This is a genomic window from Agrobacterium sp. 719_389 (assembly GCF_900188475.1).
GTDB classification, from domain to species: domain Bacteria; phylum Pseudomonadota; class Alphaproteobacteria; order Rhizobiales; family Rhizobiaceae; genus Agrobacterium; species Agrobacterium radiobacter.
The window spans coordinates 194,101-215,319 of the sequence record NZ_FYEM01000010.1 but is presented as its reverse complement, the minus strand read 5'-3'; the positions used below and the strand labels follow the sequence as shown (position 1 = coordinate 215,319).

The 21,219-nt window shown below is 60.6% G+C and carries 22 protein-coding genes; 9 read left to right on the top strand and 13 right to left on the bottom strand.

Annotation, left to right across the window (positions count from 1 at the left end; translation table 11 throughout):
• Positions 1-50 precede the first annotated feature (50 nt).
• From CFB10_RS19145 to CFB10_RS19120, 6 genes are all read left to right on the top strand, one after another.
• Positions 51-983 carry a ring-cleaving dioxygenase gene (locus CFB10_RS19145; RefSeq protein ID WP_020010109.1) on the top strand — a complete coding sequence of 311 codons (933 nt, stop codon included), beginning with the start codon at positions 51-53 and terminating at the stop codon, positions 981-983.
• 143 nt (positions 984-1,126) lie between these two features.
• On the top strand, positions 1,127-1,819 hold the full coding sequence (locus CFB10_RS19140) for a hydrolase (protein ID WP_020010108.1): 693 nt from the start codon (positions 1,127-1,129) through the stop codon (positions 1,817-1,819).
• 72 nt (positions 1,820-1,891) lie between these two features.
• A complete protein-coding gene (locus CFB10_RS19135; RefSeq protein WP_020010107.1) occupies positions 1,892-2,182 on the top strand; it encodes a XapX domain-containing protein in 291 nt (96 codons plus the stop codon).
• Positions 2,182-4,164, top strand: a complete 1,983-nt coding sequence (locus CFB10_RS19130) for an amidohydrolase (protein WP_020010106.1) — start codon at positions 2,182-2,184, stop codon at positions 4,162-4,164. The genes CFB10_RS19135 and CFB10_RS19130 overlap by 1 nt, the downstream gene beginning before the upstream one ends.
• A gap of 208 nt (positions 4,165-4,372) precedes the next feature.
• On the top strand, positions 4,373-4,813 hold the full coding sequence (locus CFB10_RS19125) for a DoxX family protein (protein WP_020010105.1): 441 nt from the start codon (positions 4,373-4,375) through the stop codon (positions 4,811-4,813).
• Positions 4,810-6,408: an MFS transporter gene (locus CFB10_RS19120; RefSeq protein ID WP_020010104.1), complete on the top strand. Its 1,599-nt coding sequence runs from the start codon at positions 4,810-4,812 to the stop codon at positions 6,406-6,408. Before CFB10_RS19125 ends, CFB10_RS19120 begins: the two co-directional genes overlap by 4 nt.
• A 54-nt stretch (positions 6,409-6,462) precedes the next feature.
• Here the strand turns inward: CFB10_RS19120 and CFB10_RS19115 are convergent, their stop codons facing one another.
• A complete protein-coding gene (locus CFB10_RS19115; RefSeq protein ID WP_020010103.1) occupies positions 6,463-7,245 on the bottom strand; it encodes a pyrroline-5-carboxylate reductase in 783 nt (260 codons plus the stop codon).
• 242 nt (positions 7,246-7,487) lie between these two features.
• Between CFB10_RS19115 and CFB10_RS19110 the strand changes: the two genes are divergently transcribed.
• Positions 7,488-8,099 (top strand): 3'-5' exonuclease, encoded by a 612-nt coding sequence (locus CFB10_RS19110; protein ID WP_020010102.1) that lies wholly within the window; start codon positions 7,488-7,490, stop codon positions 8,097-8,099.
• Positions 8,100-8,119: 20 nt separating this feature from the next.
• Here CFB10_RS19110 and CFB10_RS19105 read toward each other — a convergent pair whose 3' ends face one another.
• A complete protein-coding gene (locus CFB10_RS19105) occupies positions 8,120-8,974 on the bottom strand; it encodes a LysR family transcriptional regulator (RefSeq protein WP_003522061.1) in 855 nt (284 codons plus the stop codon).
• Between the two features lie 127 nt (positions 8,975-9,101).
• On the opposite strand from CFB10_RS19105, the gene CFB10_RS19100 reads away from it, so the two are divergent.
• Positions 9,102-10,622, top strand: a complete 1,521-nt coding sequence (locus CFB10_RS19100; RefSeq protein ID WP_026363585.1) for an MFS transporter — start codon at positions 9,102-9,104, stop codon at positions 10,620-10,622.
• A 30-nt stretch (positions 10,623-10,652) separates the two neighbouring features.
• Here the strand turns inward: CFB10_RS19100 and CFB10_RS19095 are convergent, their stop codons facing one another.
• The 3 genes from CFB10_RS19095 to CFB10_RS19085 all read right to left on the bottom strand — a co-directional run bounded on the left by CFB10_RS19095 (position 10,653) and on the right by CFB10_RS19085 (position 13,610).
• The gene (locus tag CFB10_RS19095) at positions 10,653-11,606 is read right to left on the bottom strand and encodes a DUF535 family protein (RefSeq protein ID WP_020010100.1); all 954 of its coding nucleotides are present in this window, start codon (positions 11,604-11,606) and stop codon (positions 10,653-10,655) included.
• A 151-nt stretch (positions 11,607-11,757) separates the two neighbouring features.
• The gene (locus CFB10_RS19090) at positions 11,758-12,915 is read right to left on the bottom strand and encodes an ATP-binding protein (RefSeq protein ID WP_020010099.1); all 1,158 of its coding nucleotides are present in this window, start codon (positions 12,913-12,915) and stop codon (positions 11,758-11,760) included.
• On the bottom strand, positions 12,912-13,610 hold the full coding sequence (locus tag CFB10_RS19085; RefSeq protein WP_020010098.1) for a response regulator: 699 nt from the start codon (positions 13,608-13,610) through the stop codon (positions 12,912-12,914). The genes CFB10_RS19090 and CFB10_RS19085 overlap by 4 nt, the downstream gene beginning before the upstream one ends.
• 174 nt (positions 13,611-13,784) lie before the next feature.
• Here CFB10_RS19085 and CFB10_RS19080 point away from each other — a divergent pair, with 174 nt between their 5' ends.
• Positions 13,785-14,621, top strand: coding sequence for a phosphatase PAP2 family protein (locus tag CFB10_RS19080; RefSeq protein ID WP_020010097.1), 837 nt, complete (start codon positions 13,785-13,787; stop codon positions 14,619-14,621).
• A gap of 88 nt (positions 14,622-14,709) precedes the next feature.
• Here the strand turns inward: CFB10_RS19080 and CFB10_RS19075 are convergent, their stop codons facing one another.
• The 8 genes from CFB10_RS19075 to CFB10_RS19040 all read right to left on the bottom strand — a co-directional run bounded on the left by CFB10_RS19075 (position 14,710) and on the right by CFB10_RS19040 (position 21,155).
• The gene (locus CFB10_RS19075; protein ID WP_020010096.1) at positions 14,710-14,994 is read right to left on the bottom strand and encodes a copper-binding protein; all 285 of its coding nucleotides are present in this window, start codon (positions 14,992-14,994) and stop codon (positions 14,710-14,712) included.
• Positions 14,995-15,017: 23 nt separating this feature from the next.
• A complete protein-coding gene (locus CFB10_RS19070; RefSeq protein WP_020010095.1) occupies positions 15,018-15,494 on the bottom strand; it encodes a plastocyanin/azurin family copper-binding protein in 477 nt (158 codons plus the stop codon).
• Positions 15,495-15,536: 42 nt separating this feature from the next.
• Positions 15,537-16,886: a multicopper oxidase family protein gene (locus CFB10_RS19065; protein ID WP_020010094.1), complete on the bottom strand. Its 1,350-nt coding sequence runs from the start codon at positions 16,884-16,886 to the stop codon at positions 15,537-15,539.
• A gap of 14 nt (positions 16,887-16,900) precedes the next feature.
• Positions 16,901-18,376 (bottom strand): TolC family protein, encoded by a 1,476-nt coding sequence (locus CFB10_RS19060; protein WP_020010093.1) that lies wholly within the window; start codon positions 18,374-18,376, stop codon positions 16,901-16,903.
• On the bottom strand, positions 18,373-18,603 hold the full coding sequence (locus CFB10_RS19055; protein ID WP_020010092.1) for a hypothetical protein: 231 nt from the start codon (positions 18,601-18,603) through the stop codon (positions 18,373-18,375). The genes CFB10_RS19060 and CFB10_RS19055 overlap by 4 nt, the downstream gene beginning before the upstream one ends.
• 87 nt (positions 18,604-18,690) lie before the next feature.
• Positions 18,691-19,074, bottom strand: coding sequence for a hypothetical protein (locus tag CFB10_RS19050; RefSeq protein ID WP_020010091.1), 384 nt, complete (start codon positions 19,072-19,074; stop codon positions 18,691-18,693).
• Between the two features lie 165 nt (positions 19,075-19,239).
• Positions 19,240-20,172: a hypothetical protein gene (locus CFB10_RS19045; RefSeq protein ID WP_020010090.1), complete on the bottom strand. Its 933-nt coding sequence runs from the start codon at positions 20,170-20,172 to the stop codon at positions 19,240-19,242.
• 83 nt (positions 20,173-20,255) lie between these two features.
• A complete protein-coding gene (locus tag CFB10_RS19040) occupies positions 20,256-21,155 on the bottom strand; it encodes an AraC family transcriptional regulator (RefSeq protein WP_020010089.1) in 900 nt (299 codons plus the stop codon).
• Positions 21,156-21,219 lie beyond the last annotated feature (64 nt).

Genomic DNA, 21,219 nt, shown 5'->3' with positions numbered 1-21,219 from the left:
TACATCTTTGTCCATCGAAACGGACACACCAACAACGAAAGGCGCCGACGATGATCAAGGATATCAAGGGCCTGCACCACATCACCTCAATGGCGTCGGATGCGCGGCAGAACAACAGCTTCTTCACCGATACGCTCGGCCTGCGCCGGGTGAAGAAAACCGTCAACTTTGACGAACCCAGCGTCTATCACCTTTATTACGGCGACGAAAATGGCACGCCCGGCACGGTCATGACCTATTTTCCCTTCGCCAACATGATGGCCGGCCGTCCCGGCGTCGGTGAGGTGGGCGAGACACAGTTTTCCATCCCGAAGGGTTCGCTGGGCTTCTGGAAAGAGCGCCTGCTTGCCAAGGGCGCCGCCGGCCTTCAGGCCGACACGGTCTTCGGCGCCGGGCGCCTGCGCTTCACCGGTCCCGATGGCGATGGACTTGCGCTGATCGAAACGGACAATGATGCCCGCGCCCCCTGGCTGGCCGAGGGTATTTCCGAAGACAGCGCCATACGGGGCTTCACCGGCGCGCGCTTCAATCTGAACGACACGGCCGCGACTGAGGAACTTCTTCGTTTCATGGGTTATGAACGCGCTGATGCTGAAGGCAATGTGACGCGCTTCGTCATTCCCGGCGGCAACGGTGCCGACACGATCGATCTTGCGGCCCTGCCGAAGACGCCCTTTGCCCGTCCGGGGGCAGGTTCGGTCCACCATATCGCTTTCGCCGTCGAAAACCGTCAAAAGCAGCTGGACGTGCGTAAGGCGCTGATGGATACGGGCTATCAGGTCACCCCCGTCATCGATCGCGATTATTTCTGGGCGATCTATTTCCGCACTCCGGGCGGCATCCTGTTCGAGATCGCCACCAATGAGCCCGGTTTCGACCGCGACGAGGATACCGCGCATCTGGGCGAAGCGCTCAAGCTGCCGAGCCGCTATGAACCTTTCCGCAACCAGATTGAGGCGAACCTCGCTCCCCTTGCGGCATAGAGCGGGTCTCTGATCCGCATCCACTGACCAAATAGATATTACGCTTTTCAAGACGGCTGCCCCTGCCGGGCAGCCGGCCGGCGAAGCCTTCCTAGTTTCCACCGCCGCAGATCGGCAATCACCACCTGAACGGAGAACTGAAAATGTCCAAGCTCGAAGTCCTTACCCCCGCCAATAGCCAGCTCATCTTCATCGACCAGCAGCCGCAAATGGCTTTCGGTGTGCAGTCGATCGACCGCCAGACCCTGAAGAACAATGTCGTCGGCCTCGCCAAGGCGGCAAAGATTTTCAACATTCCGACGACCATCACCACGGTCGAAACGGAAAGCTTCTCTGGCAACACGTTCCCGGAACTGCTTGCGGTCTTCCCGGAAAACGACATTCTCGAGCGTACCTCGATGAATTCCTGGGACGACCAGAATGTCCGCGATGCGCTGGCGAAGAACGCCGCTGGTGGCCGCAGGAAGATCGTCGTCTCCGGCCTGTGGACGGAAGTCTGCAACACCACCTTCGCACTCTCGGCGCTCCATGATGTCGCGGATTACGAGATCTACATGGTGGCGGACGCCTCCGGCGGCACCTCTGTCGATGCGCATAAATATGCCATGGACCGCATGGTGCAGGCCGGCATCATTCCCGTGACCTGGCAGCAGGTGCTGCTCGAATGGCAGCGCGACTGGGCACGCAAGGAAACCTATGACGCCGTCACCACACTGGTGAAGGAACATTCCGGCGCCTACGGTATGGGCATCGATTATGCCGTCACCCATGTCCATGGCGGTGAAGAACGCGTCAAGCACGGCAAGCGCATCGGCCCCAACCCGGCCAAGAAATAAGCTTTCAACCACGCCGCGCCGGCAGGATCGCCATCCAGTCCGGTGCGGCTTTTACCCATCGAGGAGGTTTCGATGAAAGTCTATCTTCTGTCCCTTGGCGCCGGTCTGCTGGTCGGCATCGTTTACAGCCTGCTCAATGTGCGTTCTCCCGCACCACCCGTCATCGCTCTCGTCGGTCTGCTCGGCATATTGGTTGGAGAGCAGATCATCCCTTTCGCGAAGACGATCGTAGGCAAGGAACCGGCCGCCGTTTCGTGGATCAACCAGATCAAGCCGCATATGTTCGGCCATATGCCGAAGGGTGGCGCTGAAACAACTGGCCTTGCCGAGGTCAAACAGCCTATCAACCGGGAGAGAGGCTGATGCCGACACGACGCACCTTTCTTGGCGCGGCTTCGAGCCTTGCCTTTCCGAATCTGTTTTCACCGGCTAAGGCCGCTGATCTCATCAAGACCGGAGGTTCTTCCATGCATCCAGATACGATCCTTCACAATGGCCGCGTCACGACGCTCGATCGCGGCAATCCGAATGCAACAGCAGTGGCCATCAAGGATGGCCTGTTCCTGGAAGTGGGAAGCGATGCCGAGGTCATGGCGCTTGCCGGGCCGGATACGAAGATCGTCGACCTGAAGGGCAAGCGGGTTCTGCCCGGCCTGATCGACAATCATACCCACGTCGTGCGCGGCGGCCTGAACTTCAACATGGAGCTACGCTGGGACGGTGTGCGCTCGCTTGCCGATGCCATGGACATGCTGAAGCGTCAGGTGGCGATCACGCCTGCCCCGCAATGGGTGCGGGTCGTGGGCGGTTTCACCGAGCATCAATTCGTTGAAAAGCGCCTGCCGACCATCGAGGAAATCAATGCGGTGGCGCCGGATACGCCGGTCTTCCTGCTGCATCTCTACGACCGGGCGCTGCTGAACGGCGCAGCGCTTCGCGCCGTTGGTTACACCAAGGATACGCCGAACCCGCCCGGCGGCGAGATCACCCGCGATGCGAACGGCAATCCGACCGGTCTGCTGCTCGCCAAGCCGAATGCCGGCATCCTCTATTCGACGCTCGCCAAGGGGCCGAAGCTGCCTCTCGATTATCAGGTCAATTCCACCCGCCACTTCATGCGCGAGCTGAACAGGCTGGGTGTGACCGGCGTGATCGACGCCGGCGGCGGCTTCCAGAATTACCCCGATGATTACGAAGTGATCCAGAAGCTGTCGGATGAGAACCAGATGACGGTTCGGCTGGCCTACAATCTCTTCACCCAGAAGCCGAAGCAGGAGAAGGAGGACTTCCTCAACTGGACGTCATCGGTCAAATATAAGCAGGGTAACGACTATTTCCGGCACAATGGCGCAGGCGAAATGCTCGTCTTTTCCGCTGCCGATTTCGAGGATTTCCGCCAGCCACGGCCGGACATGCCGCCGGAAATGGAAGGCGAGCTCGAAGACGTCGTCCGGATTCTGGCGGAAAACCGCTGGCCCTGGCGTCTGCACGCCACCTATGACGAGACGATTTCGCGGGCGCTGGATGTCTTCGAAAAGGTCAACCGGGATATCCCGCTCGAAGGGTTGAACTGGTTCTTCGATCATGCCGAAACCATCTCCGACCGCTCGATCGACCGCATCGCCGCGCTTGGCGGCGGCATCGCAACCCAGCATCGCATGGCCTATCAGGGCGAATATTTCGTCGAACGGTATGGCCAGGGCGTGGCGGAGGCCACACCGCCGATTGCGCGAATGCTGGAAAAGGGCGTGAACGTTTCGGCCGGTACGGATGCAACACGCGTCGCCTCCTATAATCCGTGGGTGTCGCTGTTCTGGATGGTGACGGGCAAAACGGTGGGCGGCATGCAGCTTTATCCGCGCGCCAACTGCCTCGACCGCGAGACGGCGCTGCGCATGTGGACCGAAAAAGTCACCTGGTTCTCCAACGAGGAAGGCAAGAAGGGCCGCATCGAAAAAGGCCAGTTCGCCGATCTCGTGGTGCCGGACAAGGATTATTTCTCCTGCGCGGAGGATGAAATCTCCTTCCTTACATCCGAACTGACCATGGTCGGCGGCAAGATCGTCTATGGCGCCGGCGACTTCAGGACACTTGATGAAAGCAATATTCCGCCGGCGATGCCCGACTGGTCGCCTGTGCGAACCTTCGGCGGTTATGCCGCTTGGGGTGAGCCGCAGGGTGCTGGAAAGAACTCGCTCAGACGGGCTGCGATCTCGTCCTGCGGCTGTGCCAGCGATTGCGGTGTGCATGGCCACGACCATGCCGGCGCCTGGACGTCGAAACTGCCGATTGCCGATCTGAAGGGCTTTTTCGGCGCTCTCGGCTGCTCCTGCTGGGCGGTCTGAGGCTGATTGGCAAGAGAAATCCAACGGGCAGTGGATTCCCGCTGCCCGTTGTCTGCGAAAGATCCGGCGATAAAAAGAATATTACAAAATTCGCAATTATATAGAAACTATTGATGCAATTGTTGGCAGTAATCCTTTGCGCCAATATCGCTCCATCACATGAACGCAGCGCCGCTCGAACCGACCGGCCAGATCGCAGGAGCAAAAAATGACCGAGCCATCTTCAACCCTTCGCCTTCGCGGCTTCCTCGCAAATGTCGTTGCCGCCCCCACCACAAAGACCCTTGCGCTTCTGGCGCTTTGCTCGGCCTATATTCAGGGGCCGCTGACCAAGATCTTCGACTTCCCCGGCGCGATTGCCGAGATGAACCATTTTGGCCTTCAGCCGGCGGCCGCATTCGCCGTCGTCGTCATCCTGTTCGAGCTTACCGCCTCCGCATTGGTGGTGTCGGGCTTCCTGCGCTGGGCCGGTGCTCTCTCACTTGCAGGCTTCACGCTTCTGGCCACCTTCATCGCTCTGCGCTTCTGGGAAATGGCGCCCGGCATGGACCGCATGATGGCCACCAACGCCTTCTTCGAGCATCTTGGCCTTGCCGGCGCCTTCATCATCGTCGCCGCAATCGATCTCACGAAAGGAACAGGCAAATGAGTGCCGCAAAATCTTCGGCGAGCAGCTTTGCTCCCCTTGCGCAACCGGTTTTCGCCGTCCTCTGGGCCGCGACGGTGCTCGGCAATACCGGCAGTTTCATGCGTGATGTCGCCAGTTCATGGCTGATGACCGATCTTTCGGCCTCGCCGGCGGCCGTCGCCATGGTTCAGGCGGCAGGGACGCTGCCGATCTTTCTGCTGGCAATCCCGGCCGGCGTGCTGACCGATATTCTCGACCGCCGCAAATTCCTGATCGCGGTGCAGCTGCTGCTGGCCTCCGTCAGCGTTACCCTCATGGTTCTGGCCCAAACCGGCCTGTTGTCCGTCAGCGCGCTGATCGGTCTCACTTTCCTCGGCGGCATCGGCGCCGCGCTGATGGGCCCGACCTGGCAGGCCATCGTGCCGGAGCTGGTGAAACGTGAGGATATCAAGAGCGCCGTGGCGCTGAACTCGCTCGGCATCAACATCGCCCGTTCCATCGGTCCGGCTGCCGGCGGCATTCTGCTCGCGGCCTTCGGGGCGGCCTTTACCTATGGCGCCGATGTCGCCAGCTATTTCGTGGTTATCGCCGCCCTTCTGTGGTGGCCACGGGCAAAGAACGCCAATGATGCACTTGCGGAAGGTTTCTTCGGCGCATTCCGGGCGGGCCTTCGTTATACCCGCGCCAGCAAGCCGCTGCATGTCGTCCTGCTGCGGGCGGCGATTTTCTTTGCCTTCGCCAGTGCCGTCTGGGCGCTGCTGCCTCTGGTCGCCCGGCAATTGCTCGGTGGAGATGCGAGCTTCTACGGTATCCTGCTCGGCGCCGTCGGCGCCGGCGCCATCGGCGGCGCGCTGGTCATGCCAAAGCTGCGCGAACGTTTCGATGCCGATGCCCTGCTGCTGGGTGCGGCTCTCACCACTGCGCTCGTCATGGCCGGACTGTCCTTCGCACCGCCGAAATGGCTTGCCATCATCATCCTGCTCTTCCTCGGTGGCGCATGGATCACGGCGTTGACCACGCTGAATGGGGCCGCCCAGGCAGTTCTGCCGAACTGGGTGCGTGGCCGTGGCCTTGCCGTCTACCTCACCGTCTTCAATGGCGCGATGACGGCCGGCAGCCTAGGCTGGGGTGCTGTTGGTGAAGCCACAGGCGTGCCGGGTGCGTTGCTGATCGGCGCTGCGGGATTGCTGGTTGCGGGCCTCGTCATGCACCGCCTGAAACTGCCCGCGGGTGATGCGGATATGGTGCCGTCCAACCATTGGCCCGAACCGCTCGTTGCCGAGCCGGTGGCCCATGATCGCGGCCCGGTTCTGATCCTGATCGAATATAATGTCGAAAAGCATCACCGCTCCGCTTTCCTGCATGCACTGGACGAGCTTTCCCAGGAACGTCGCCGCGATGGCGCCTATGGCTGGGGTGTGACGGAAGACTCCGCCGATCCGCAGAAGATTGTCGAATGGTTCATGGTGGAATCCTGGGCTGAACATCTGCGCCAGCACAAGCGGGTTTCCCATGCCGACGCGGATTTGCAGGGCAAGGTGCTGGCTTACCATTCCGGACTGGAAAAGCCTGTCGTGCGGCACTTCCTCACAATCAACCGTCCGGGGAAGGCATAAGACGGAAAGGGGCCGAAAGGCCCCTTTTTTGTTGTTGCCGTTGAAACCGTCTGACTATTGCGTAATCCGCTCCAGCACGCGGCTCAATGCGTCCTTCAGCGCCCCTGAGCCGCCCTTGCCGTCGAAGTCCAGCAGCACCTGCTCGTTGAGGCCGCCTTTTGTCGCGAACTCGCGGCTGATCTCGGTGAAATCCGCCTTGCTTCCCGCAAGCACCGCCACCTCGGAGAGGCCGGCGAAGAGGGGGGCAAGATAAGCGCGCGCCTTTTCTTCCGGCAGCCCGTTCTCGGCCAGCCATTCGGTCGTTGTCTGCATGATGCCGAAATAGGTGGCCATCAGAGCGCTGGCCGCGGCCAGAAGGTCGTATTCCGCCTTGGTCTCGCATTCCACCGCATTGCCGAGCACGTTGAAGATTGCGGCAGTGTCCGTATCGGCGGGATAAATGGCGGTGACACCCTTGCGCCGGGCGACGAAGGGCAGCGGGATCGCCTGGGTGAGACGCACATCCGTGCCGATCCAGTCAAGAAGCGACTCGCGGCTGGTTGCCGCCACGACGCTGATGACCTTCTGCCCATCGCGGAACTGCAGTGGCCGGATGACCTCTTCGGCGATCTGCGGACGGATAGCCAGCATCACGGTATCGCAGCCATTGACGATCGCCTGATTGTCGCTGGAGATGATCACCTGCGGAAAATCGACTGCAAGTCTGGCCGAGATATCCGCGCTGCGCTGGGACACCATGACATGCTGCAAGGCGGTAGGCCTGGCCAGCAGGCCCCGTACCATTGCATCGGTAATGGCGCCGGTTCCGATAAATCCGATTTTCTGGGGAAGGGACATGAGGTCTCCGCTGCGGCGATTGGACCGAGAGAGACATCGGCCGTGTCATTTTCGTTCGATGCTAAATTTTCCGCCGGGAATTGTCGACAAGCAGGCGGCATTAATTTGCAAGCGAGGCGGCGCCTTCCCGGCACACCCGCACATGATGGCGCGCGCCGTTAAGAATGCTATGGTTTGCGCGTGGTCGCGACGTTGGGCCGAGCGACCTTGCCGCGGTTGACATGTGGACGGGAGTGCAGGGGATGAAAAAGGCGATCATATTCGACTGCGAGTTCCTCTGCCTCGATGGGTCCCAGCGCAGGTTCTGGTGCGCGGCCCATGACCCGGATCCGGTCATCGCGCAGATCGGCGCCGTCAAGCTCGGGCTGGAGGGCGATTTTCCGCTTCTGGGGACCTATAAAGCCTATATATCTCCGATCGACCGCCATGGCGGAAGATACGCGATCGATCCTTTCTTCACCCGGCTGACGGGTATCACCGAGGAGATCATCGAAGCGGAAGGCGTTCCCTTGCAGGAGGCCCTTTCAAGCTTCGACAGTTTCACGCAAGGCGCCCGATGCTGGTCATGGGGCAAGGACGAGCTGAACATGGTGGCGATCAGCTGTTATGTCGCCGGCATCCAGCCGCCCATGCCCGCCGGCCGTTTCGACAATGCCGTCAAACTTCTGCTTGCAGCGGGAATGCCGGTGGAGGATCTGGCACAAACGCCAAGCAACAGGCTGGCCGATTATTACGGCGTCGAGCATCCGCCACTGCAGGGACACGATGCGCTCGATGACGCGCTTTCGGTTTCCTATACACTGCAACATCTCCTGAAGGGCGGAAAGCTGCCGCCGGAAGTGTTCGGCGCCTAGCCGATGTCAGGCGGCTTGCGTCACGATCCCGGCCGATGCTCGCGAAAGGCTGCGGCGAGCGTGCGCAGCGCCTCCCGGGATCTGCTGTCTGTCAGGGTCGAGAACATGATGATTTCCGTGGAGGGCAGGGGCGGCAGGCCAAAACGCTGGCTGACCTCCACCGTGCCGGGTGGTGCAAGACGGGAGGAGAAGGCGGAAACCGCAAGCCCGGCCGAGACGGCTGCGGTCACCATCGACGATGTGCCGCCAAGAAACACTTCCGTCCACGCAATCGCAGCCGCATCCAGGGCGCGGGTGGCGATGTCACGCACACCGCAGGCGGGTGAGAGCGCCGCCAGCCGCAGCGGTTCACCCTGACGGTGTTCGAATTGCGGGGTTGCATACCAGCCGAAATGTTCCGGTCCGAGCACCTCGCCGTCGCGCCTATCGTCTTCGCGCCGGATGATCGCCGCATCGATCTCCCCACGGTCGAAGGCGTCAAGCAGGGATCTGGAATGATCCATGCGTACTTCAATCGTAAGCCCGGGGTCGTGGTCGTTGAGACGTGCAAGCAGGGTCGGAACCTCCGGTCCCGCCACGTGGGCGGCAATGCCAAGGCCGAAGCGGCGGCGCGGCGAGGAAAGACCCGCCAGCGCCCGATCATGCGCGGCGAGAAACTCGCGGGCGGGCGCCAGAAATACCGCACCCTGTGCGGATAGCCGCACGGAGCGCGGTGTGCGTTCGAGCAGCCGCTGGCCGAGCCTGTCCTCCAGCCGTTTGAGCTTGACGCTGATGGCGCCCTGGGTGGTGCCGAGCGCTTCGGCAGCGCGGGTGAAGCTCTGCATATCGGCGATGGTGACGAAGGCCTCGACGGCCTCCACATCCAGCGTGCTCATATCGATTATTCCGATTTGTTGTCTCTGAAATAGCCAATCATCCAATTCAGTAATGGTCAAGCTTTGTCTAGCGTGCCTCCACAGATCGGTTCTCGCAGTGGTGAACCGACCCTTGAAAGGCTGAGGAATGACCCTTGCCGTTACCGTCCCAGCGGGCAGCAGAAGCGCCATGGCGCTCGCTGCCGTCTGTCTCTCCGCCCTGATGTTCGGACTGGAAATTTCCAGCGTTCCGGCGATCCTGCCAACACTGGAACAGGTGCTGCACGCGGATTTCCGGCAGCTTCAGTGGATCATGAATGCCTATACCATCGGCGTGACGATGGTGCTGATGGCGACGGGGGCGCTGGCCGATCGCTTCGGCCGCAAACGTGTCTTCATCGCCAGCATCTTCGCTTTCTCACTGTCCTCTCTCGCCTGCGGAATGACGGAAAACGTCTCGGTGCTGATCGGCGCGCGTTTCCTGCAGGGACTGAGCGGCGGCGCGATGCTGGTGTGCCAGATCGCCATCCTGTCGCATCAGTTCCGCACGGCCCGTGAACGCGGCATGGCGTTCGGCTGGTGGGGCATCGTCTCGGGCGTGGGACTGGGTTTCGGCCCGATCATCGGCGGCGCCATCGTTGCGCTGTGGAGCTGGGAATGGGTGTTCCTCGTTCACACCGTGCTTGGCGTGGGGACATGGCTGCTTGCCGCCGGCGGTGTGGGAGAATCACGCGATCCGGAAGCGGCGCGTCTCGATCTTGCCGGCATGGTCACGCTTTCGGTTGCCGTTTTTTGCCTCGCCTTTTTCATCACCCAGGGACCCGAGCTCGGTTTTGCGAGCCCGGCGGCGCTTCTGATCCTCGGCATTTCTGTCGCGAGCTTCATCGCCTTCGTGATCGCTGAAAAGCGTAACGCGCGGCCGATGTTCGACTTCTCCGTCTTCCGCATCCGGCCATTTTCCGGGGCGATCATCGGTTCGGCGGCGATGAATATCAGCTTCTGGCCGTTCATGATCTATTTGCCGATCTGGTTTCAGGCGGGCCTCGGTTATGACAGCGTCACCGCCGGCCTCGGCCTGCTTGCCTATACGCTGCCGGCGCTGGTGGTGCCGCCTTTGGCGGAGCGCCTGTCGTTGCGCTACCAGCCGCGCCTTGTCATTCCGGCCGGGCTATTCACCATCGGCCTCGGTTTCATGCTGATGAAATTGGGAAGCGGCATCGAAAATGCGAGCTGGCTCACCATGCTGCCCGGCTGCATCCTTGCCGGTATCGGGCTAGGACTGACCAATACGCCTGTTACCAACACCACCACGGGGGCGGTTTCCCCCGCCCGTTCCGGCATGGCTTCAGGTATCGACATGAGTGCGCGCATGATCTCGCTCGCCATCAATATCCCGATCATGGGTTTCATTCTGGTCGAGGGCGTCCGGGCTTCGCTCCGGGCAAACCTGCCATCAGCTGCGGATATCGGGGCGTTGCAGTCGCTTGCGGAAAAGATCGCGGCGGGCACCGCCGGCACTTCTGCGCAGGGTGTTTCGCAAGAGCTCGTCCATCAGGCGCTTGCGGACGGTTTTGGTCTGGTCATGCTTTATGCCGGCATCAGCGTCTGGTTCCTTGCCGCCATCAGTTTCATGATCTTCGGTCCGGCGCAAAAACCTGCTCATGGTTAGCGCGAAGTCCGAGGCAACCTGGGACGAGCCTCAGGCGCTTTCGTTTATTCTGGCCTCGGCGAGACGTTTGCCGAGGTTGAAAAAAGTGAGCTTCATATGGCTGCGTTTATCTCCACCCTCAAGGCTGGAGAAAGGTACTTTGAAACCGAATATTTCATCCGGCTCGCCAGAGCGTTCCCGCCAGAATGCATCGATGTCCGAAACCATCATTTTTTGCCGCCGGGCGCGCCGGTAACGGATGGGGTGCCTGGAATGGGCGACAGCGAAATAGTCATGTGCACCCTCGGCGGCGAGGCCTTGCAGAACCATGAGTGCAGCCTCCTTCGGACGAAGCCCCGAGAGGTCGCGCGTCATCGACACCATTTGCTCTTTCGCGGCGCGCGGACCCTGCATGCCGCCAACGACAATCGTGTGGTTCTGTGTCTCGCGCCCTTCAACGAAAGTGAATGTTGCTGTCCAGAGAATGGTGTTGTCATGGCTGCGAATGAGTCTGACGGAAAAAGCACCCTCGTGCCGGCCGCCGCAGCAATCCGCGAGGGCCAGTATGCATCGATATTCATCGTTCCGGCCGCGAACCGTGCCCATATCAATGGTTTTTCCCGCCCACAGCCCGGCCATGACGCTCCTGGAAAAATGCCGGTCCGCAATTGCGAAATTATCCATGAGAAAAACCAGCCGTCTCTTCCGGGAAACTTTATTGATGAGGAGTTTCGACAGGGGTTTCTGGAGAAGGTCGTCATGCGGGAGCGGCAATTTTCGCTCTGCTGAAAAATCCGCCAGAAACCGCCACCACCGAAAGGTGACCAATGGATTGGCCGCAAAACGCAGCCAGAAAAGGACCGCCCGCTTCCAGTAGGCGCGCCGGGCAAAGGTCATAATTCTCCAGAACAACAAAAAACGGGGTGTTTCCGAAACCGTCTGGGCCACATCATCCGTGACCGGGAGTTTCTCTGCCAGAACGGCAGCATCTTGAATGCGCGACATAAATGGGCTTCCGGCAGAACATGGCGTTCAGCCGGGGCATGCGCTGGAATTGTCAAGATTCTGTCGAGAAACGGCCTGCCCTACGTGAAGACCGGTTTGTTGCCTCAGCGCAAAAACAAGCAACCGCAAAGAGACGGTTGGCCGGGAGATTTCAGGAGGTTTTCCCAAAGACAACCGTCACGATAGTTCCGCCGTCCGGACGCGCCTTAATCTGCAGATCGCTGTCATGCGCCTGTGCGATTGCGCGGGCAATCGACAGGCCGAGACCTGTGCCACCGGTTTTGCGCGCGCGTGACGGTTCCATCCGCCAGAAAAGTTCGATGCCGTGCGCCTCGACGCCAGCGGGAAAGCCCGGCCCCTTATCCTCGATCGCGAAAAAGGCGCGCCCGTCCTGAAGCCCGGTCGAACAGCGTAGAAACCCGCCGCTCGCCGCGTAGCGGCGCACATTATCCATCAGGATCAACAGAAGCTGCCGAAGGCGTTGTCGGTCGCCGCAAACGGGAGCGGGCTCCAGCGACATATCGAGATCAATGCCGACCTCATCCATCAGTGGCCGCGCCGCTTCCGCCACCGCCGCGCATTCGGCGGCGAGATCAAGTGGCTCGGTGTCTTTGACGAGGCTGTTGGTTTCCGCCAGCGAAAGCGTGCGCAAATCGTCAACAAGACGCGCCAGCCCCTCCACATGGACGATGAGGTGGCGAATGGCTTGCTTGTCGAGGGGAAAGACATCATCCGCGATGCCGTGCAAACGGCCCCGCAGGATCGTGAGAGGGGTGCGCAGCTCGTGGGCCACCGCCATCGTGTTGAACTTCAGCCGGCGTTCCATCATCTGAAGTTCCCGCGTCAGGGTCTCGAAGCTGTCGACCAGAAATGCGACTTCGGCGATGGGGCTCGCCTTGATTTTTGCGCCGCCGCTGAAGTTGCCGGTCGCCATGCGCCGCGCGGCATCAGCAAGTTCGCCGAGAGGTGCGGCAATGCGCCGGGATATGAAATAACCAAGCAAGCTGCACAGGAAGACACCGATCAATCCGAAGACGAACACCGATTTGATGAGCTCGTTATCTGCCTGATCCTCCAGGCCCGGCAAAACCTCGACAAGGGCTTGAAGTTGGCGCTGATCCGGCATCATGCCCAGGTCGATATCCGAGAAGGCCTTGGCGGCATCGGGCGACAGCTGGGCGATGATGCGCTCCTCAATGTTGTCCGCATACCAGGAAACGCCGAAATAGACCAAAGCAACGGCAAAGATGAGCATCGTGGTGATCGTGATCGCCGTCATCGTGCGCAGGCGGAGTCGCCAGGGCTTCATGGTTTCTGCTCCCCGGCCAGCCGATAACCGACGCTGCGCACCGAGACCAGATAACCGCAGGCACCGTGATCCGTCAGTTTCTTGCGCAGATTGGCGATATGTGTGTCGATGGTGCGCGCCAGCGCATCGCTTTCCGGCAGGCAGGCGTCGAGAATATCGGCGCGCTGAAAGGCGTGGGTGGGACGACGCGTCATATGGGCGAGGATCCGGAACTCGCTCAGCGTCAGGGGCAGAACGGCCCGCTCCCCACCATGGCAGACGGCCGCGACATAAGCTTCGGTGTCCACTTCTATGGCCCCGAAACGCAAAACCCCGCCGGAGCCCGGCTGTCGCGTGCGTTTCAGCACGGCATTCACCCGGGCGATCAATTCATGTGGATTGAAGGGTTTGACGATGTAATCGTCAGCGCCGAGGCGAAGGCCGGTCAGCTTGTCCATATCCTCCGCAAGAGAGGTGACCATGATGACGGGCGTCTCCCGTTCCCGCCGGATGCGGTTCAACACCTCGATGCCATCGAATTTCGGCAGGCGGATATCGAGGAGAACCAGATCCGGCCTCAACATGGAGAAATGGGTCAGCGCCGTTTCTCCATCGCTGGCTCTGACGGTTCTGTATCCTTCGCGAATGAGATAGGCGTCCAGAATCTGAATGATATCAGGGTCGTCTTCGACGATCAGAATAAGCCCTTTGTCCATGCTGAACCTGCAAATTTATTTATATATAGGCTGTGGTGGCGGCTGGACGCTAAGCGGATGCGAAACGTCGGGCAAGGGCCTCCATCCTTTAATAAAGCCAATGCGCACCGCTTTCCTTGCAGTCTTGCGTCTTTCTCCGCAATGCCTTGACATTTCTGCGGAAGAGAACTGGTCATGCACCAGTCTCTCGCCAGTAAAACTCACCAAAAGAAGCGGAATTGGACCCGGCGGTCCAAATTTCGCGCAAACGCAGTCTTTGCCGTCCGTCAGGCATTGGCGAGCGCCGCCGGCAGCCCCTCTTTGCAGGCCCTTCTGGTCGCCTTTGCGATGATGATCGTCTTTACGATCAGGCCGGATATCGATCTTGAAGTGAGCCGGCAATTCTGGGCGGACGGTTTCACCCTCGGCGACGACGAGTTCCTGATTGCCGTCCGCGATCTGAACCGCATGCTTCCGGCGGTCTTGTTATCAGGACTTGCGGGCATGCTTTTCGCCATGCCATTCTCGGGCGGCCTGGTACGACTTTTTCCGCCACATAAGTTGCTGTTTATTATGGTATTTTTTGCTCTTGGACCAGGCGCCGCGGTGCATGCCCTGAAAAACCTGTTCGGCAGGGCAAGGCCAAGACATCTCGCGGAGTTCGGGGGAGAGCTGGTTTTTACACCGGTTCTTTCCCTCAATGGCGGCTGCGCCCGAAACTGTTCTTTTCCTTCCGGTGAAAGCGCGTCCGCAGTCGCCCTCCTGGCCTTCATCATCCTCCTGCCAGAGAAATTTCGCCTGATCGGCGCCGCAATATTGGCGCCGTTTATCGTGATTGTCTCTCTGAACAGGGTGGCGATGGGCGCTCACTTCCTCTCCGATGTCCTGATTGCATGGCCCTTGATGCTCGCTGTGTTCCTTCTGCTCCAGCGGCCGTTCATGAACAATCGGCAGGCGATAGACGCGGCCTTCGCGCGCAAGGTCGGCGGGTCGCGGCCCGCCGCAGGATCAAGGCCATTTGCCGAACACTAGGGTCCGCAGGACGTCCTGACCCCAATACCAGAAAGGGCAGTGGAAAACCGCTGCCCTTTCTGTTTCTTTTGGACCGGCTGCTAAGGCCTTATTTCACCTGTGCGACCACAAGCTTGCCGTCGGCGCGTTCGGCGATGAACTCGATATTGGCGCCTTCCTTGAGCTTGGCGAGGATCGCATCGTCCTTGACGCGGAACACCATCGTCATGGCCGGCATGTCGAGGTTCTTCAGTTCTTCATGGATAATGGTGACTTTTTTGGCCGCGGCATCAACCTTCTTGACCGTTCCCTTGGTGAATTCCTCTGCGAATGCACTGAGGGGAGCGGCGAGCAGGAGCGCTGCTGCGACGGTGATTTTAACGATGGTCTTCATGGTCAGATTCCTTTGTTGCTGGATTATTTTGCAGAAACTTTGAGATCGCCGCGCATGCCGGCCTCGTAATGTCCGGGTTTCAGGCAGGCGAATTCGAACATGCCGTCATTGGTGAATTTCCAGACGATTTCGCCGCTTTCGCCGGGCGCGAGGCTGATGGCGTTCGGATTGTCGTGTTCCATCTCCGGAGCCTTCTCCATGGCGGCCTTGTGCTCCAGATTGGCCTTCTGTTCGTCGAGAATGAATTCATGGTCCAGTTCGCCGACATTCTTCACGGCGAAACGAACCGTCTTGCCCTTCTTGAATTCGAACTTGGCGGGCGTGAACAGCATTTTGCCGTCGGGCGTTTCCTTCATCGTCACCTGAATGGTCTGGGTCACCTTGGCCTTGTCGCCGGGTTCGCCGATCGCCATCGCTGCATGGCCGCCGCCGTGGGTGCCCGATGCAAGGGCTGGCGTGGCGAGAGCGGCGAAAAGCAGTGCAAGTTTCAATTTGGTCATTCTGTATCTTCCTTGATTTTGATGGGTTGTTGGTCTGTGCAATCAGCCGTGTTTCATCGGCTGCGGTGTGATCTGCGTTTTGGGGTCGGTGTTTTTCTGCGTATCCGGCAACTCGCCGGTCCATTCCCAGGCCTGGGTTCCGGGCGGGTTTTCGTACCAGCCGGGATCGGCGTAATCGCCCGCGGAGATGCCTTCGCGAACCTTCACCACGGAGAACATGCCGCCCATTTCGATGGGGCCGTGCGGACCCCAACCCGTCATCATCGGTACGGTATTCTCCGGGATCTCCATTTCCATCGCGCCCATATCGGCCATGCCGGCGGTGCCCATGGGCATATATTCCGGCCGGACCTTGCGGATCTTTTCGGTGACCGTCTTCTTGTCGACGCCGATGAAGGTCGGGACATCATGCCCCATCGCGTTCATCGTGTGGTGCGACTTGTGGCAATGGATCGCCCAGTCGCCGACATATTTGGCGTCGAATTCATAGGCGCGCATCGCACCCACGGGGATGTCGATGCTCACCTCCGGCCACCGCGCCTCGGGCCGCACCCAGCCGCCATCCGTGCAGGTCACCTCGAAATCGTAACCGTGCATATGGATCGGGTGGTTTGTCATGGTCAGATTGCCGACACGCACACGCACGCGGTCGTCCTTGGAAACCACCAGCGGGTCGATGCCCGGAAACACCCGGCTGTTCCATGACCACAGATTGAAGTCGGTCATGGTCATGATCTTCGGCACATAGGAGCCGGGGTCGATGTCGAAGGCATTGATGAGGAACACGAAGTCGCGGTCCACGGGCATGAATGCCGGGTCCTTCGGGTGGATCACGAAAAAGCCCATCATGCCCATCGCCATCTGCACCATCTCGTCCGAATGCGGGTGGTACATGAAGGTGCCCGATTTCACGAGATCGAACTCGTAGACGAAGGTCTTGCCAACGGGGATATGCGGCTGCGACAGGCCGCCCACACCGTCCATGCCGGATGGCAGGATCATGCCGTGCCAGTGGATCGTCGTATGTTCCGGCAGCTTGTTGGTGACGAAAATACGCACCCGGTCGCCTTCGACGGCCTCGATGGTCGGGCCGGGCGACTGGCCGTTATAGCCCCAGAGGCGGGCGGTCATGCCCTCCGCCATCTCGCGCTCCACCGGCTCGGCGACAAGGTGGAATTCCTTGACGCCGTTGTTCATCCGGAAGGGCAGGGTCCAGCCGTTCAAGGTGACCACGGGGTTGTAATCGGGGCCGGTGGTGGGCTTGACCGGGGCCTGGGTCGCAGCCGTTTCCATCACGGCTGCTTCCGGCAGGCTGCTGTTTGATGTTTTCGCCCAGGCCGCCGAGGAGACCATGGCGGCGCCGACACCCAGAAAGTTTCTTCTATTGAACATCGTGATTTCCTTTCTCAATGTCCGCCACCGCCGCCAGCGGCGGCAACCTCGGTCTCCGCGCCTGCCGCAGCACCCGTACCTCCCCCGTAGATGGCGGGAGCGAGGCCGGCCTCCGCGAGCCAGAAGTCGCGCTTGGCATTGATGGCCAGAAGGCTCGAATTGACCTTCTCCCGGCTGTCGGCGAGCAGTTCGAAAGTGTTGGTGATCATGCCGTTATAGGTCAGCAGCGACTGCTCCTCGATCTTGGTGCGCAGCGGCACCACGCTGTTGCGGTAGTGTCGGGCGATGTCGTAATTTGAGCGATAGGCCTGATAGGCCGAGCGGGCTTCCGAGCGGACATTGACCGCCTTTTCCGCGAGCAGGTTTGCCGCGCGCATATAGGCGAGTTCGGATTCCCGCATGCGCGCCTGACCGGAATCGAAGATAGGAATGACGAATTCCAGCTCGGCGTTGCCGGTTGTCTGTTTGTGTTTTTCGCCATCCTCCAGCTCGCGTTCGGTCTCGAAGCCCGACCGGATTTCGAGATCGGTCACGTATCGGGTGGCCTCGGTGAGCTTGAACGACCGGGCGGTCGCCTCCAGATCGAGCCTGGCCATCTGCAGGTCAACGCGGCGCTGCAGCGCCTCGGCCTCGATCATGTCCCGTTTGGCAAGCGCTTTCGGAAGCGGGGCCAGGCGGTTGGGAATGGTGTATTCGATGTCGGCGCCCCACAACCCCATCAGCCGCGTCAGTTCCTCCTTGGCAAGACGGGCCTCAAGTCGCGCCTTGGCGATCTGACCGGTCAGTTCGGCATAAAAGACCTGCTCGCGAGCCTGACCTTCCTTGTTGAGCGAACCCGCTTCTCCAAGCTTGACGGCAAGTTCCGAGGCGGCATCCGCCGCGGTCTGCGCCTGCGCCAGCTGGCCGACATTTTCCCATGCCGCCACGGCGGTAATCCAGGCGCGGCGGGTATCTGACGCGAGTTGCAGCGTCTTCAGCGCGGCGCCAAGCTGCGCCTTGCGGAAACCGGTATCGGCGATCTCGACATTTTTTTTGAGGGTGGCGAGCGCCAGAATATTGGTGACGACGACACCTTCGATCGCCTTGTAGGCCCTGAGCCCCGGGGTGCCGATCCCCGTCAGCCCGATGCCGATCCGCGGATTGACCAGCATGGTCGATTGCCATGCGGTGGCGGCGGATTCGCCGAGATCGGCATAGGCCGCCTGAAGGCCCTTGTTGTTCAGGAGCGCAACCTGCACCGCCGTCTCGACATCGAGACTTTTGCCAGCGGCCATCAGCGATTTGACGCGGGCCTGCGTCGCCTGCGCCTCGGTGCGGTTCTGCACCCAGACCGCCTGCTTTCCCGTCGCCTCGGATGTTCTGGCCGAAACATTGGTGAAACCGGCGTCGCGCGACGCATATTGGGCGGCTGTGACGCAGCCGCCGAGAAGGAACGGCAGGCAAAGGGTGGCCGCGAGTTTAGCACCGAGCTTGAACGTGCGTAACGTCATGATGCATCTCCTTTCGGAGCCTGCGCATCGTTCTGGTTACGCCAGGGCTTCGGGTCCGCCGGCGCGCGGTGCGTGTAACCCGCAACCGGGGTTTGATAGCGAATGGGGCCCGCGCCAAGCGTCGGGTTTGCCGCATCGTCATAGGAAGCGGCGTCGTTCATCAGGGATGTGGCTGTGCAGCCGCCCAGAAGCAGGGGCGCTGCAACCACAATATAAATCGGGTTCATGGATATTTTCCGAACAGGAGATGCAACGGCGCGACGGCGCTAAAGCCGCTCACGCACGGTCATTGCCCAAAGGCGGGCTTTGCCTGTTCAGATATTCGGGGGACGGTGAAGCAGCGGGGTCTGGCCCAGCGCCTTGCTGTCGTCAAGGAAGGAGCGGATGCTGTTGACGACGGGTCTACCAGTGGTGTCGTGGCTGATCAGGACCGCCATGCCGAGACAGAAATCGCCGCAGCATTGGGGCTTTGCGGTTTTTTGGGCGCCGCTATCATGCTCGGCGGTCATATCGTTGTGATCATGATTATCGGACATCATGGCTGAACCGCCATGGTCCATCATCGCGCCGTGATCCATCATGGCGGACTGATCGTGCTGCATTCCACCGGCTTCGGCAGGATGCATTGCGGCATTGACAGTGGAAACGCTATAGCCCGCCAGTGACAGGATCATCACCAGTCTGAACAACAGGGCCATCAATTTCGATGCTCGCAACATCTCACGCATGCTGGATAGAAAAGCTGCAGTCCTGTGATTTGTCAATGGATATCCCTCATAACCATCGACGAAAGCCTTTATGTCGCGCTTGACGCGGAGCCAAACCTTCCAGTCGAATGGCAAAGCGTGCAGTTTGCCCGCAGCTCACGCGAAGTCGATGAAGGCATCATCGAGAATGAGAAGCTTGCGGGCCTGCATGCGGGCATATTCCTCGTAAAAACCCTGCGAAATCCAGAGCGCGGAACGGCCGCGCCGGCCGCTCCAGCCGATGCCGCCGATCAGTTCGGCCGCGGCGAGCTTGCGGCCGACATGGATACGCGACAGGGAGAGGGAGGTCGCGAGCTGTGTCACTGTTTCCACATCGGTCAGACGCCTGCCCTGTTCGGGCGGTCTTTCCCAGTCGACGCCCGCGACAAGGCGGTCCATCAGCAGGCCGCCCGCATCGAACCAGTTGAAAATGATGGAAAGCGGGCCGGGGCAGCGCACCTCCGGATGTGACAGAAACGTCTGTGATACACGGGGGTGGATATGGGGAAGCAGGGCTTCCGATCGCCTGATGAAGCGTGATGCCCTGAAGCCTTCATCGAGCAGATCCAGCGCCTGAAAATGCACGTCGTACCATTGGGTGAGCATCGCCAGCGCCGGGGCTGAAGGCGCCACCCCAATGCCCGGCCCGTTGCCGGATTGGTCGACCGGGCGTGTCATTCCGCGTTTCAGCGCCTCCTTGAAGAAGGCATAGGCAACGTTATGGCTGGCAAGCCCGTGCCGGAGCGCCAGATGGCCGAAATCTTCCCGTGTCAGGGCAGCTTCTCCCGTCGCCGTTTCACAGTCCCCGCATTTCTGAAAATAGAGCGCCAGAAGCGCATGGCAAAGAAGCCGGTTCTGGCGTGTTGCGAAGAGCGCGGTCATCTCGGGCGAGCCTTCGTAGAGGGCGATGAAGCTGCCCGATAGCAGCCGCAGCGCGGCCGCGAAGGGCTCTTTCTGCAGCATCGCCTCTATTTCGCAGGGTGCCGGACCGCGGCCATCGGCGACGACGGCCGGCAGTCGGGAAATCGCAAAGTCGAAAAAACTGGTCATGGCCGCGCTCCGGAATGGGATGGTCTAGCGGCCTTACAGGAGCTGAAATGGCGCGTCTTCTCATTGCGCGCAGAGGTGAAATTTTACGCCGGCGGCATATCCGCAGCGCGGGCGTCACCGGGCGTCATGCCATAGGCGCCGGCGAACACACGGTAAAATGTTGCAAGGCTGTCGAAGCCGCAGCCATAGGCGATCTCCGTGACCGGCAGAGCCGGGAACGCCAGCAGCAACCGCCGCGCTTCCTCGATCCGCATGGAGGAGAGCGTGCGGGAAAACGACAGTTCGGCGCCCTCGAAAACCACATGCAATTGCCGAAGCGAAATGCCCAGTTCCTTCGCGACCGCGGCAGGGGTGAGGTTCTGCCGGGATTTTTTGCGCATCATGATGTCCTGGGCGGCATAACAGAGCCCGGTCCTGAGCGCGGCGCGCACCTCCGGCATGGCGGGCGAAAGCCGCCCGCGCGCCGTCATGGCAAGCCGGGCGATATGTGTGACATCGCGGGTGGGATCGATGAGCCTGCCGGGGTCGGTGTTCAGCGCGTTAAAAAGGGCCCGGAAGGGCAGGGAGAAACTATTGTTTTCGGCATAACGCGTCGCAAACAGGTCATCGGTGGCCTGGCCGAGCATGACCTCGTAGTCCACGGGGATCTTCAACATCTTATAGTGAAAATCCGCCTCGTTTCCCGGTATCGCATCATAGGGCAAGTCGGAATAGTTGATGGTGATATCGCCGCCGCCGACGGCGTGAACCTGATCCCTGCCGGCATGCAGAAACCCCGAACCCTTGACCTGCAGGCCGATGCAGAGGCTGTCGCCGGCAATGCGGGCGATATCGGCTTCGGTGCGGTTCACCCGGTAAGAGGAAGCGCGCATCTCGGTTACGACGGCGCCGGCGACGGCGTGCGCCTGAAACGAACCCCTGAAGCTGTGGCGAAGGTCCCGCGCAAGCTCGATCGTCACGCCAAACAGGCTTTTGCCGCGCACTTCGCGCCATTGGTCGAAGCGGTGTTCGGGCAGAAAATCGTCGGTTGCGAAGCGGACTATGGTG